Genomic DNA, 13,008 nt, shown 5'->3' on the forward strand with positions numbered 1-13,008 from the left:
CGCTTCGGGCACGATGGCGATCACGGGGTGGAGAGAAGAGCTGGACGAACTGCTGGTGCGGGCCGGTCTTGAACTGGTGGCCGACCCGTGCGTCGAGGAGGTGGTGCCGCCGGCGGTGGCGTGGCGCCATGTCATCGGGTGGGAGGCGGAGCCGACCGCGGAGGTCGCGCTGGACCGTCCCGAACGTGTCGCCGAACTCAACGCGCACTGGCACCGGTCGGCGTCCGAGGCGGGCCTGCTCGACGGGGACGGGGTGTTCCTCCTCGCCTTCCACGGCAACGCCAGGAGCCGCTGGACACGGGTCCGGCTCGCTCAACCCGGCCACCCCGAACGACCTGCGGCCCCTGCTGCTGAAGGCGTCCTCCTACGCGATGTACGCCGCCGCGCCGGCACGCTGCCACGGTCCACCCGCGACTGCCGCCCGCAATCCGGCGCTGCCCGAACGGGTCGTGCGCCGGATGGCGGAGGCAATGGCCACGGCCGCACGCGTCACGGCGTGAGTCGCGCGATCCGCAGCGTCGTCGTGGTCGGGGACGCGCCGCTGAGCGGGGTGCCGTAGCTCGGGGTGACGGGCGCGTAGGCCCAGGTGAGGGAGCCGTCCTTGAGGACCGCGATGTCACCGGTGAACCGCGCGCTCACCACCTTGTCGGCGCCGACGGGCGTGCCGTTCCAGTCGACCAGCCGCAGGTGCGTGCCCGTGAAGGTGCCGGTGCAGGTGCCGGCCGAGCACTTGGCGTTCTTCAGGGACTCCCAGGTGACCAGCAGCTTGTCCTTGCCGTAGGGGGCGAGGTGCACGTCGACGTTCTCGACGGTCCTGGCGCTGGTGAGGTAAACGGCCTTGCCGGGGCCGGAGTTGCGGTTCTTCAGGAACGCGACGGCGACCTGGTGGGTGGCGGTCTTCGGGGTGACCGTCCAGCCGCGGCCACTGCTGTCGTCCGGGTTCTTCTTCGCGGAGGCCGCGCCCCGGGAGGCGAACGCCGTCGCGTACCTGCCCGTTGACGACTTGACGAGGTCACCGGTGCGGCCGGGGAAGGTGCCGCCGCAGTACCCCGCCCAGCACTGCTCCCGCTGGACGACCGGAGCCACGTCCGGGGCGCCGATGCCGGTGGAGACGAACAGGCCCGAGCGCCAGTCGTCGAAGCAGAGGGAGGTGAAGGCGCCGGAGGTCTCGGCGTGCAGGGCGATGCCCTCGTTGTGGCTGCAACCCCAACTCCAGCCGCCGCTCAGCTTCTTGCCGCCCGCGCTGAGGTACGACAGCTTGTCGCCGAAGTGTCCGTCGGCGAAGCCGCCAGCGCCGTGCACCACGAAGTAGGCGCCGTACTTGGAGCCGTTCCAGGTGAGCTGGCCGTCGAGGGTGGGGGAGGTGTCGTGCGAGGCGGTACCGGTGAGCTTGGTGGTCCAGGTCCGCTTGCCGCCGGTGTAGCGGACGATCGCGGCTGCCGTCTCCTTCCACTTGTTGGTGTCGGCGACCCGGGTGAGCAGCGCGAACCCGTTGGTATGGGCGACCAGACCGCCCACCTCCTTGGCGCCCCTGACGACCGTGTCGGCGCCGGACCGCTTCCCGGCCGCGGTGAGCGGGGTGACGTGCACGCCGTCGGCGGCGGGCCAGGCGACCCGGATCGTGCCGTCAGGGGCGACCGCGGTGGCGGTGCGGTTCCACTCCCGGGTGTTGTTGTAACCGGCGGCGAGGTAGGGGAACTTGGCGCTCAGAGTCACCGCCGTGGACGTGACCCCGAGCTGCGGGGCCGGAGCCGCGCCGGCGGTGGCGAACCAGGCGCCGGCCAGCAGTCCGCCGGCCGCGAGGAGCCCGATCGCGGGCTTGCGGTAGGCGTGGACCCGGCGGTGGGCCGAGGTGCGTGGTGCAGAAGTCATGCCCTGTGGTCGCCGCCGGGTCCCGGAAGGTTGCCGTGCCGCCGGAGGTCCCCGTCAGGCCCGGTCGGTTCCGAGGGCGCTGCGCAGGAACGCCGTGGCCTGGTCGATCGCGCCACGGGCGGCCTCGGACCCGCTGAGCGAGTTGAGCATCATGAAGTCGTGGACCGTGCCGTCGTAGCGCACCGCGGTCACCGGCACGTCGGCCGCCCTGAGCTTGGCGGCGTACGCCTCGCCCTCGTCGCGCAGCACGTCGGCCTCGTCGACGATCAGCAGCGCGGGCGGCAGGCCGGAGAGCTGCTCGGCGGTGGCCTGGTTGGGCGAGGCGGTGATCTCCGCGCGCTGGTCGGGGTCGGTCGTGTAGGCGTCCCAGAACCACTCCATCAGCTTGCGGCTCAGGTAGTAGCCGTCGGCGAACTGGTCGTAGGAACCGGTGTTCATGGCCGCGTCCGTGACCGGGTAGTACATCGACTGCTGTATGAACGTGACGTCGCCGCGCTCCTTGGCCATGAGGGCGAGTGCGGCGGTCATGTTCCCGCCGACCGATTCCCCGGCCACCGCCATGCGCTGCGCGTCCAGCCCCCTGGACGCTCCCTCGCGGACGATCCACTGGGCGGCGGCGTAGCCCTGCTCGATGGCCACCGGGTAGTGGGCCTCGGGCGACGGCGTGTACTCCACGAAGACCACGGCCGCACCCGCGCCGACCGCCAGTTCGCGCACCAGCCGGTCGTGGGTGCCGGCGTTGCCCAGGACCCAGCCGCCGCCGTGCATGTACAGCACGACCGGCAGCATTCCGGTGGCGCCCCGCGGTCTGACGATGCGCACCCGTACGTCGCCCACGGCGGCCGGTACGGTGACCCACTCCTCGTCGACCGGCAGCTTGTCGACGGGCGCGGCCTGGAGGTCGTCGAGGACCTTGCGTGCCGCGGCGGGGTCCAGTTCGTACAGGAACGGATGGTGCGAGGTCGCTTCGGCGAGTTCCCGTGCTTCGGGTTCGAGGACGATCGATGAGGTCTGAGCAGCCATGGGAACGCTCCCTGGGGAAGTCCGGGAAGGGCATGGCGCCGAGCGCACACGGCTGACGAGCGTCGCGATCCACCGGCGCCGCGCGGCGACCGGCAGAGCCTGCGCCCTGGGTCAGGCCCTAGGTGAAGACCTACTTTCCCACCATAGTCACGCCCCCTCGGTCGCTGCATTCCAGGTGAGCGGCCGGTCGCTCCGCGTCGTCCCCGCGGTGTGCGGGTCGGGCAGGGCGGTCGGGCTCCTCACGGGGCCGGTGCCGCAGTGCGGTGTCCAGGGCGTCGACCGCCCGGTCCCAGGAGGCGTGGCGGTCGCTGGAAGTCCTGGAGGCTCCAGGTCCCGGGATGCGGGCGATTACGGCGCCCGCCCCGCGGCATAGGGTGGCGGACGGCCGGAAGGGGGAGCCGTGGCGTACGGGGCGCGGCGGGTGGCGCGGGCGGGGCAGCGGCGTGCGGCGAAGGGGCAACCGCTATGGAAGCAGCGGGACTTCGGGTTCTTCTGGCTCGCCCAGACCCTCTCCGTCCTCGGCGACTCGTTCAGCCTGGTCGCCCTGCCCCTGCTGGTGCTGCAGGCGACCGGCTCGGTGGCCCGGATGGGGCTGCTCACCGCCGTCGGCGGGGCCGCGATGGTGCTGGCTGCGGTCTTCGCCGGCGTGGTCGTGGACCGGGTCGACCGGCGCAGGCTCCTCGTCGCCTGCGACCTGGTCCGCATGGTCCTCTACGGCCTGGTCCCGCTGGTCTGGCTCGCCGGGCCGCAGCTCTGGCTCCTGTATGTGGTCCTGCCCCTGTGCGAGGCCGTCGGGATGCTCTTCGCCGTCGGGTACGTCACCGTCGTCCGCGGCCTGGTCGGCACGGGCCGGCTCACCGAGGCCAACGGGCGGTTGAACGCCACGGCCGCCGCGGCCGGCGTGCTGGGCCCGCTGGGCGCCGGCCTGGTCGCCGCCTGGGCGGGACCGGCCGACGCCGTGGCCGTGGACGCGGCCAGCTACGCGGTGTCGGCGGGCTGCCTGCTCCTCGTACGGCTCCGGGAGCGCGCCGGAGACGACCGGGTGCCCGGGAACACGGGCCTCGGGCGCGACCTGCGCACCGGGATCTCGTACCTCGTGCGCCATCCCGTGCTGCGCTCGCTCACCGGGCTCCTGTCCCTCTTCAGCTTCCTCACCCTCGGCATCAACGACCTGGTGATCTACCACCTGAAGCACGATCTCGGCCACGACGACGGGACGGTCGGCACCGTGCTGGCGGTCGGCGCGGTCGGTACGATCACCGGGGCGCTGCTGGTCGCCAGGCTCCGCCGGCGGCTCGGCTTCGGGCCGACCTGGATCGGCACGACCGCGGTGTGCGGACTGGCCTTCGCCGGGCTCGGCCTGCTCCGCACGGTGCCCGCCGTGGCCGTTGTGACCGCGGTCTACCTGGCCTGCGTGGGTATCGCGGGCACCTGCTCCATGTCGCTGCGCCAGGAGATCACCCCCGAACCGCTCCTCGGCCGCGTCACCTCCGCGCACTGGACGCTCCAGTACGCGACGGCCCCGATCGGCGCGGCCGTGCTCACCTGGGCGGCCGGGCGTTACGGCACCGCTCCGGTGGCCGCCGCGGCCGGGGTCTGCTGCACCCTGATCGCCCTCGCGGGCCTGGTCACCCCGGTCCGCGGCGCCGGACGCGGCTGACCCGCGCCGGGAACGTCAGCCGTTCACCCCCGTGTAGTGCCCCAGCGCCCACCGCCACAGCCACCTGGACGCCAGATAGGCCAGCAGCCCGACCAGGGGCGAGCCCGCCGCCAGCCAGTAGGGGACGACGGCGGAGTGGCCGTGGCCGGTGAGGACCGCGGCCGGGAGGTAGGCGACGAAGGCGAGCGGAAGGCCGTAGGTGAGCAGGCCGCCGACCGCCCTCGGCAGGACGTTGAGCGGGTAGCTGCCGAAGGTGCCGAGGAGCTCCTCCAGCCAGCGGCTCCAGTAGTCGGCGGCCGGGTAGCGCAGCGAGGCGCAGGCCACCACCGTGAACAGGGCCGCCTCCAGCAGCATCCCGCCCAGCACCGCCGCGACCAGGTACGAGACGCGGCCCGCCGACCAGTCGAGGTGGCTGCGGCCGAGCGCGCCCGCCATCAGGCCGGCGGCCACCGTCAGGTCGCCGATCGCGTTGGTGGGGAAGTACTCCAGCTGCACCTGCCGGTACACGGGCAGCGGGCGCAGCAGGTAGGCGTCGATCCTGCCCTCCTGGATGTACCGGCCCACCCCGTGCACCCGGCCGAGGAGCAGCACGAACAGACCGTGCGCCAGCATCCGCGTCGCCGGGATGAGCAGGACGTCCGAGCTGTCCCAGCCGCCCATCCCGGCGAACCGGGTGAGCAGCACCGTGGCGAACACGATCACCGACACCTGCCAGACCGCGCCGATCGCGATCATCATCAGGAACTCGGTGCGGTACTCCAGCTGCGCGCGGAAGTTGAGGCGCGTGATGCGCCAGGCGATCCGGACGGCGTTCAACGGCCTCAGCCTCCCTGGGAGATGACACGGCGGGCGGCTCGCCGCCACACGAAACGGGTGAAGAGGTGCAGCGCCACGACCCAGCCGGCCTGGATGCCGAGCTGGAGACCGGCGTCCGACAGCGGGATCCGGCCCACGTACAGCGACAGTGGCACACTCAGCGTCGCCTGGAACGGCAGGAAGGAGCTGAGCGTGATGAACCAGTGCGGGAAGAACCACAGCGGGGCGTACACCCCGGACAGCAGGTTCTGCGCGAAGACCAGGATCAGCATCGCGGCGCTGTTGCGCAGCGTCCAGAAGCAGAACTGGTCGATGAGGAGCATGACGTAGTAGAGGACCAGCTGGCCGAGCAGGAGGCTGAGCGCGAACACCGCCGCCACCGCCGCCGACCCCGGCGGCTCCACCACCCCGACCGCGAGACAGACCGCGTACCCGGCCAACGCCCAGGTCAGCCCGTACAGTTGCTCGCCGACCGCGCGCAGCGCGTGGTAGCGCTGGGGCGGCAGCGGGCGCAGGTACCAGTAGACGATCGTGCCGAAGTGCATGTGCTGCATGACCGAGTCCCGGCCCGCGTACTGGTCCAGCTCCCGCAGCCGGGAGGCGAGCACGGCCAGCACCGCGTAGGTGACCGCCTGCCCGCGGTCCATGCCCGCGGTCGTGCCGGACTGCGCGTACAGGCCGCGCCAGAGCGAGGCGACCAGCACCACCTGCACGGTCAGCCGCAGCAGGACCCCGGTCATCCGGGGCGGGGTGTACAGCTCGCCGAGCGGGGTGACCCGGGCGGCGCGCCAGGCGTACAGGAGGGCCATCTCAGACCGCCTCGGCCTTCGCCTGCGCGTAGGCCGCCCGCATCACGTCCTCCAGGTCCGCCTCGTCCACCGCCACACCGGTCACCTCGTGCCGCTCGATGACCAGCTTCAGCGCCTCGTGGACCGTGGGCGCGGCGGCGCCGTCCGGGCCGAACACCACCTGCGGGCCCTCCCGGCGCACCAGGGTGATACCGGGCAGCGGGACGACCGGCGCGTGCGCGTCGGCGAGCGTGGCCCGCACCTGCCAGGTCGAGCCGAACCGGCGCCGCATCTCGTCCAGCGAGCCGTCGAGCACCAGCCGCCCGTGGTTGACCAGCACCACCCGCTCGGCGAGCCGCTCGACCTCGGTCATGTCGTGCGTGGTCAGCAGGACGGTACGGCCGCGCTCGGCCACCTGGTACCGCAGGAACTCGCGGACCTGCTCCTTGACCACCACGTCCATGCCGATGGTCGGCTCGTCCAGGAAGACGACCGGCGGATCGTGCAGCAGCGCGGCGGCCAGGTCGCAGCGCACCCGCTGGCCGAGCGAGAGGTGCCGGACCCGGGTGTCCCAGAAGCTGGAGAGTTCGAGCAGGTCGTCGAACTCCCGCAGGCGGGCGGCGTGTTCGTCCTTGGGCACCTCGTAGATGTCCCGCAGGATCGAGAACGACTCGCGTACCGGCAGGTCCCACCAGAGCTGGGTGCGCTGCCCGAAGACCGCGCCGATGTTGCGGGCGTTGCGCTCCCGTTCCCGGTACGGCACGACGCCCGCGACGCGCGCCTCGCCGGAGGTCGGGGTGAGGATGCCGGTGAGCATCTTGATGGTGGTCGACTTGCCGGCGCCGTTCGGGCCGAGCAGGGCGAGGAGTTCGCCCTGGGCGACGTCGAAGGTGATGTCGGCGACCGCGTGTTTCTCGACGCGCTCGGGGTTGACCAGGGACCGCAGGGCGCCCGCGAACCCAGGGCGCCTGACGGTGGTGTGGAAGGTGCGGGACAGACCGCGGACCTCGATGTTTCCGGCCACGCCGGGTACTCCCTCGTTCCGTGCACGACGTGCGGCCGGTCGGCTTGTGAGGCCGACCGGCCGCGGATACGCCACGACGGTCGCAGAGCGCCGAGTAGCCCGGCAATGGATTTATCGACCCGCGATTTGGACTATTCGATCACCGGGACGGCGGGGGCTGTCAGCGGACGGCCGGCACGGTGCGGCCCGGGCGCCCTCCCGTGCGCAGGCCCACCGAGCGCAGCGCGCCCTCCAGCGCGAACGTGGCCGCGCCCAGGCAGACCGGGTCGGTGGGGATGGGGGAGAGGACGATCTCGGTGGCGGCGAACGGCCGCCCGAGCGCGTGCCGCCGGACGGCCTCCCGCACCTCCGCCAGCAGCGGCTCGCCCAGCCTGCGGGCCACCCAGCTGCTGAGCACGACCAGCTCGGGGTTGAGCAGGTTGACCAGGTTGGCGATCCCGGCACCGATGTAACGGGCCGTCTCGCGTACGACCTCCACCGCGACCGGATCACCGTCCGCCAGGCCCCGGGCCAGCGCGCCCACGGTGGCCGTCTGGTCATCCGGGTGCAGCAGCGGGCTCCCCGGGCTCAGCTCCCGCAGGTTCAGCATGATCCCGGGCGCGCCCACGTACGTCTCCACGCAGCCGTGGTTGCCGCAGTGGCACGGCCGCCCGTCCAAGACTAGCGTCGTGTGCCCCCACTCCCCGGCGCTGTTGCTGACCCCCCGGTGCAGCCCGCCGCCGAGCGCGAGCCCGGCGCCGACCCCGGTCCCGAGGTTCACCACCACGGTGTCCCCGCGTCCCCGCGCCGCTCCGAACCACTGCTCGGCCACCGCGCACGCGCGCAGCGGGTTGTCCAGGTGGATGGGGTAGGCGATGTGTTCGGCGAGCAGGTCGAGCAACGGCACGTCGTGCCAGTCCCAGTTGGGCGCGTACTCGGCGACGCCGGTGGCCCGGTCCACCTGACCCGGCACGCTCACCCCGACGCCCAGCACCCGGGCCCCCTCGATCCCGGCCTGCGCCACCACCGCGCCGACCGCCGCGGCCACCTGGCCCACCACCTGCTCGGGCCGGTTCTCGCCGGGGCGCATGTCCTCCTCGGCACGGGCCAGCACGTTCAGGGCGAGGTCGAACAGCTCGACATGGACGTACGTCTCCGCGATGTCGACGCCGATCAGCGCGCCCCCCGAGGCGTTGACCGCGACGAGTCCCCGGGGACGGCCGCCCGCCGAGTCCTCGAAGCCGACCTCCGTGATCATCCGCAGCTCCAGGAGCTCCCCGACGAGGGTGGCGACCGTGGCCAGGCTCAGCCCGGTGACGGCCGCCAGCTCCTGCCGGGAGGTGGGAGACTCGGCGATGATGTGCCGCAGTACCTCGTAGCGGTTGGCGGTGCGGATGTCACGTGATGTGTGCTTCACGCGGCGCAAGGCTATGGCCTGGGAAGCGCTTTCGACAAGGCATTACACTAAGGGTTTAATTAAGTCCGCCGGCCGTCGTCAGCCGTGCAGCAGATCCGCCACGAACGGGTTCGTGAACTTCCCGTCGGGGTCCAGGTCCCGGGCGAGGGCGCGGAAGTCGCCGAGGTGCGGGTACCGCCGCCCCGCCTCCGCCGCCGAGGCGGCGAAGACCTTGCCCCAGTGCGGTCGCGGGTCGAACGGCTCCAGCGCCTCCTCCAGCCGGCGCAGCACGGGCAGTACGGCCGCCAGGTCGTCCACCCAGGTGAAGTGCAGGGCGACCGAGTCACGGCCGTGGGCGGGGCTGAGCCACTGCGGATCGGCTGCGATCGTCCGCACCTCGCAGGTCTGCAGCACGGGGGAGACCGTCCGCCGGACGGCGTCGACGGCGTGCAGCGCGTCCATCGCCGCCGTCCTCGGCAGCAGGTACTCGGACTGGAGCTCGTCGCCGCTGCTCGGCGTGAACTCCGCCCGGAAGTGCGGCAGCCGCTCGTGCCAGGGACCCGGCACCCCGAACTGCTCGGTGCAGTTGGTGCCCGGCATGCCCGGCACCGGGTGCATCGCCTCCGTCGCGGGCGTGGCCCACCCGAAGTCCACGGCCGGCTGATCGGTGCGCCGCTTCACCCACACCTGCCGGAAGCCCGGCTCCCGCCAGTCGGTGAACAGGCTGACGCTGTAGGCGGCGCCGGAGACCGCCGGGAAGTCGAGGCCGTCCAGGGGGAGTTCGGTGTATACAGTCTGCGCCATGTCATATGCCGCCGCCAGGTCGAGGGTGAGTGCGGTGACGACCCCGAGCGCCCCCAGCGAGGTGACCGCCCCCTCGAACCCCGCCTCCCCGCGTGCGATCGTCACCGTCGAGCCGTCGGCGAGGACCAGCTCCACCTCCCGGACCGGCGCCGCGAGCGACCCGTTGGTCACGCCCGAACCGTGCGTGCCGGTGGCCACCGAGCCGGCCACCGAGATGTGCGGCAGCGAGGCCATGTTGGGCAGCGCCAGGCCGTGCGCGTGCACCGCGCGGGCCAGTTCGGCGTACCGCACCCCGCCCGCGACCCGGACCGTACGGGCCTCCGTGTCCACCTCCGTCACCGGCGGCAGCCCGGCGATCGACACCAGCACGCCCTCCGGGCCCGGGTCGGCGATGCGGTTGAAGGAGTGCCCGCTGCCCAGCACCCGTACCCGCGCACCGCCGGCCACCAGCGACCGGAGCGCGTCGAGCGAGCGCGGGCGGTGGAACTCCTTCGCCGTGTACGTGATGTTGCGCGACCAGTTGGTGACCGTCTGCGCCGGATCCGTCATCTCTGCCGTCCCATCCCTGTCGTCCTCCGTCGCCCTCCGTCGTCCTCCGGGGAGTGCGTGTCCATTGACCCTCTCATTCGCCGAGACCTACGGTAGAGACCGGTTGCTATCCGCGCGTCACCGAGCCGGAAGGTCACTTCCTTGCCCGAGCGTCCCCAGGCACTGTTCGCCATGACGGCCCAGAACGTGCCGCACATCTTCCCGCCGGAGGTGCTCGCGCGGCTGCGCGAGTGTGTAGAAATCGATCCCACTCTGGTGGCGCACGACTTCACCGACCCCCGGATACGGGAGACGCTCGCCCGCACCGAGGTCCTCGTCACCGGCTGGGGCTGCCCGGTCCTGGACCCGGCCGCCCTGGACGCGGCGCCGAAACTCCGGGCGGTGCTGCACGCGGCCGGCTCGGTCAAGGGCTTCACCACGCCCGAGGTGTGGCGGCGCGGCATCGTCGTCTCCTCGGCCGCCGCCGCCAACGCGCTGCCCGTCGCCGAGTACACGCTCGCCATGGTCCTGCTCGCCGGGAAGGACGTCTTCGCCTTCCGCGACCTGCTGCGCGCCCGCCGCGCCTTCCCGTACGGCGACATCGTCCCCGGCATCGGCAACTTCCACCGCCGGGTCGGCATCGTCGGCGCCTCCCGCATCGGCCGCCGGCTGATCGAACTCCTGCGCCCCCACGACCTGGTGGTGAGCCTCGCCGACCCGTACGTGGACGAGGCGGAGGCCGCGCGGCTCGGCGTCCCCCTGCTGCCCCTCGACGACCTGCTGCGCGGCTCGGACATCGTCACCGTGCACGCCCCCCAGACCCCCGAGACCCGGCACCTCCTCGGCGCCCGCGAACTCGCCCTGATGCCCGACGGATCGGTCCTCGTCAACACCTCGCGCGGCTCGCTCGTCGACCACGACGCCCTGATCGGGGAGCTGCGCACCGGCCGGCTGACCGCGATCCTCGACGTGACCGACCCCGAGCCCCTCCCGGCCGACTCCCCGCTCTTCGACCTCCCGGGCGCCTTCCTCACCCCGCACCTCGCGGGCTCGCAGGGCAACGAGGTGGCGCGGCTCGGCCTCACCGTCGTGGAGGAGGCCGAGCGCCTGCTGAGCGGTGCCGGCCTGGTCCATCTCATCGACCAGTCGGTCCTGGAGCGGGCCGCGTGACGGCCGTCTCGTAGGGTGACCTGAACACATGACGAAAGGGAGCCGAGCGGTGGCGAAGCGGACACAGCCGGCGCCGAACGGGGACGCCTCGACGGTACGGGACGTGGCCGCGCGGGCCGGGGTCTCCGCGTCGACCGTCTCCCGCGTCCTCGGCGGCACCTACCCGGTCGCCGCCACCACCCGTGCCAAGGTCCTGAAAGCCATGCGCGAGCTGGACTACGTGGTCAACGCGCACGCCCGCGCGCTCGGCGGCGCCACCAACAACACGGTCGCCTTCGTCGTCGACGACGTCACCGGCCCCTTCTACGCGCACATCGCCCGCGGAGTGGAGGAGCAGGCCTCGGCGGAGGGCCGGCTGTGCATGCTCTGCACCACGCACGGCGACCCGCGCCGCATCCTCGCCGTCGTGGAGACCATGCGGGAGCAGCGCGCCGACGCGGTGATCGTGGTGGGCGGCGCCCTGGAGGACAAGGCCTACCACGACCGCATGACCCACTTCGCACACGCCCTGGACCGCTCCGGCTCCCGGCTGGTCCTCGTCGGCCGCCCGCCGCTCGGCCCCGGCGTCCCGGCCACGGTCGTCGACTACGACAACGAGGGCGGCGCCTTCGCCCTCACCAGCCACCTCCTCTCCGGCGGCCACCGGCGCATCGCCTACCTCGGCCGCGTCCCCGGCCTGTCCACCAGCGCCCAGCGCATCGCCGGCTACACCCGCGCCCACGAACTCCTCGGCCTCGCCCCGGACCCCGGCCTCGTCCGCGACGGCGTCTTCTCCCGCTCCTACGGCTACCAGGCGACCCGTGAACTCCTCGCCTCCGGAGCGGAGTTCACGGCGGTCTTCGCGGCCACCGACATGATCGCCACGGGCGTGATCCAGGCGCTGCGCGAGTCCGGCCGCCGTATCCCCGACGACATCGCCGTGGCCGGCTACGACGACATCCCGGTCGCCCGGGACGTCTACCCGACGCTCACCACGGTCCACGTACCCCAGGAGGAACTCGGCCGCGCCGCCGTCCGCCTCGCCCTGCACCGCGACGAGCTGCCGGACGGACAGCATCTGGTGCTGGGCACGCACGTGGTGCTGCGGGAGTCGACGCGGCGGGTGGCCGGGGGCTGAGCGCACGGAGCCCGGTCAACGGATTTCGTTGTTCTGTGCGTCTCTCGCAGCCGTAATCATTGACGGTGTGGTCATCGAGCCGCGATATCGGTAGCGTGCGGATATGAGTGCCGAACCGCTGCCCCCGCGCCTGCCGGCGACCGACCTCACCCGTCATCGCAGGCTGCGCGAGCAGGGCAGCCTCGACCGGGCCGACCTGGAGGCGATTCTCGACGCCGGGTTCGTCTGCCATCTGGGGGTGGTGGTCGAGGGCCGGCCGCTGGTCGTGCCGACGGTGTACGGGCGGGACGAGCGGCAGCTGTACCTGCACGGCTCGGTCGCCAGCCGCAGCCTGGCCGGCGGGACCCCGGTGTGCGTCACCGTGACGCACGTCGACGGCCTGGTGCTGGCGCGGTCCGTCTTCGAGCACGGCGTCAACTACCGCAGCGCGGTGATCCACGGCACCGCCCGCAAGGTGACCGACCCCGAGGAGAGGCTGACGGGCCTGCGCGTCCTCACCGAACACACGGCCCCGGGTCAGTGGTCGTACGCCCGGCAGCCCAGCCGCAGGGAGCTGGCCGCCACCACGCTCCTCGCCCTCTCCCTTGCGGAGGCCTCCGTCAAGATCCGTACCGGCGCCCCGGAGGACGGCGACGGACCGGACGCGGAGCTCGGGCTGTGGGCCGGCGTCCTGCCGCTGACCTCGGCCTGGGGCGCACCGGTGACGGATCCCGCACTGCCCCCGGACACCCCCGTACCGGGACACATCGCGCGTCGAGGGGGGACCCGGCACGGCTGACGCGCGGGCGGGGGCATACCGTGAGGAGCCGAACGCCTGAGCCGGGAGGAGAC

At 72.7% G+C, this 13,008-nt stretch carries 12 protein-coding genes; 5 read left to right on the forward strand and 7 right to left on the reverse strand.

What is annotated here, in order from left to right; genetic code table 11:
- The first annotated feature begins 13 nt into the window (after positions 1-13).
- The gene (locus tag ACGF5O_RS16335; RefSeq protein WP_393810542.1) at positions 14-559 is read left to right on the forward strand and encodes a hypothetical protein; all 546 of its coding nucleotides are present in this window, start codon (positions 14-16) and stop codon (positions 557-559) included.
- Here ACGF5O_RS16335 and ACGF5O_RS16340 read toward each other — a convergent pair.
- Positions 490-1,872, reverse strand: a complete 1,383-nt coding sequence (locus ACGF5O_RS16340) for a hypothetical protein (protein ID WP_393810543.1) — start codon at positions 1,870-1,872, stop codon at positions 490-492. The genes ACGF5O_RS16335 and ACGF5O_RS16340 overlap by 70 nt on opposite strands.
- Before the next feature lie 54 nt (positions 1,873-1,926).
- Positions 1,927-2,895, reverse strand: a complete 969-nt coding sequence (locus ACGF5O_RS16345) for an alpha/beta hydrolase (RefSeq protein ID WP_393810544.1) — start codon at positions 2,893-2,895, stop codon at positions 1,927-1,929.
- Positions 2,896-3,295: 400 nt separating this feature from the next.
- Between ACGF5O_RS16345 and ACGF5O_RS16350 the strand changes: the two genes are divergently transcribed.
- Positions 3,296-4,555, forward strand: a complete 1,260-nt coding sequence (locus ACGF5O_RS16350; protein WP_393810545.1) for an MFS transporter — start codon at positions 3,296-3,298, stop codon at positions 4,553-4,555.
- 15 nt (positions 4,556-4,570) lie between these two features.
- Here ACGF5O_RS16350 and ACGF5O_RS16355 read toward each other — a convergent pair whose 3' ends face one another.
- The 5 genes from ACGF5O_RS16355 to ACGF5O_RS16375 all read right to left on the reverse strand — a co-directional run bounded on the left by ACGF5O_RS16355 (position 4,571) and on the right by ACGF5O_RS16375 (position 9,911).
- Positions 4,571-5,371 (reverse strand): ABC transporter permease, encoded by an 801-nt coding sequence (locus ACGF5O_RS16355; protein WP_393810546.1) that lies wholly within the window; start codon positions 5,369-5,371, stop codon positions 4,571-4,573.
- A 5-nt stretch (positions 5,372-5,376) separates the two neighbouring features.
- Positions 5,377-6,180: an ABC transporter permease gene (locus ACGF5O_RS16360; RefSeq protein WP_393810547.1), complete on the reverse strand. Its 804-nt coding sequence runs from the start codon at positions 6,178-6,180 to the stop codon at positions 5,377-5,379.
- A 1-nt stretch (position 6,181) separates the two neighbouring features.
- Positions 6,182-7,183, reverse strand: a complete 1,002-nt coding sequence (locus ACGF5O_RS16365) for an ATP-binding cassette domain-containing protein (RefSeq protein ID WP_393810548.1) — start codon at positions 7,181-7,183, stop codon at positions 6,182-6,184.
- A 160-nt stretch (positions 7,184-7,343) separates the two neighbouring features.
- Entirely contained in the window at positions 7,344-8,579 is a 1,236-nt protein-coding gene (locus tag ACGF5O_RS16370) for an ROK family transcriptional regulator (protein ID WP_393810549.1), read from the reverse strand.
- Between the two features lie 78 nt (positions 8,580-8,657).
- Positions 8,658-9,911: an FAD-binding protein gene (locus ACGF5O_RS16375; protein WP_393810550.1), complete on the reverse strand. Its 1,254-nt coding sequence runs from the start codon at positions 9,909-9,911 to the stop codon at positions 8,658-8,660.
- 141 nt (positions 9,912-10,052) lie between these two features.
- Between ACGF5O_RS16375 and ACGF5O_RS16380 the strand changes: the two genes are divergently transcribed.
- From ACGF5O_RS16380 to ACGF5O_RS16390, 3 genes are all read left to right on the forward strand, one after another.
- Positions 10,053-11,060, forward strand: a complete 1,008-nt coding sequence (locus ACGF5O_RS16380; RefSeq protein WP_393810551.1) for a hydroxyacid dehydrogenase — start codon at positions 10,053-10,055, stop codon at positions 11,058-11,060.
- A 49-nt stretch (positions 11,061-11,109) separates the two neighbouring features.
- Positions 11,110-12,177, forward strand: coding sequence for a LacI family DNA-binding transcriptional regulator (locus ACGF5O_RS16385; RefSeq protein WP_393810552.1), 1,068 nt, complete (start codon positions 11,110-11,112; stop codon positions 12,175-12,177).
- 103 nt (positions 12,178-12,280) lie between these two features.
- Positions 12,281-12,955 carry a pyridoxamine 5'-phosphate oxidase family protein gene (locus ACGF5O_RS16390; RefSeq protein WP_393810553.1) on the forward strand — a complete coding sequence of 225 codons (675 nt, stop codon included), beginning with the start codon at positions 12,281-12,283 and terminating at the stop codon, positions 12,953-12,955.
- Positions 12,956-13,008: the final 53 nt, after the last annotated feature.

The organism is Streptomyces sp. NPDC048291 (genome assembly GCF_043201715.1).
In the GTDB taxonomy this organism is placed as follows: Bacteria; Actinomycetota; Actinomycetes; order Streptomycetales; family Streptomycetaceae; genus Streptomyces.

What these genes read in the sequence shown, in the direction of transcription:
- ACGF5O_RS16345 (WP_393810544.1), bottom strand. Translation starts at nt 2,895, where the DNA reads ATGGCTGCTCAGACCTCATCGATCGTCCTCGAACCCGAAGCACGGGAA.
- ACGF5O_RS16375 (WP_393810550.1), bottom strand. Translation starts at nt 9,911, where the DNA reads ATGACGGATCCGGCGCAGACGGTCACCAACTGGTCGCGCAACATCACG.
- ACGF5O_RS16390 (WP_393810553.1), top strand. Translation starts at nt 12,281, where the DNA reads ATGAGTGCCGAACCGCTGCCCCCGCGCCTGCCGGCGACCGACCTCACC.
- ACGF5O_RS16335 (WP_393810542.1), top strand. Translation starts at nt 14, where the DNA reads ATGGCGATCACGGGGTGGAGAGAAGAGCTGGACGAACTGCTGGTGCGG.
- ACGF5O_RS16340 (WP_393810543.1), bottom strand. Translation starts at nt 1,872, where the DNA reads ATGACTTCTGCACCACGCACCTCGGCCCACCGCCGGGTCCACGCCTAC.
- ACGF5O_RS16360 (WP_393810547.1), bottom strand. Translation starts at nt 6,180, where the DNA reads ATGGCCCTCCTGTACGCCTGGCGCGCCGCCCGGGTCACCCCGCTCGGC.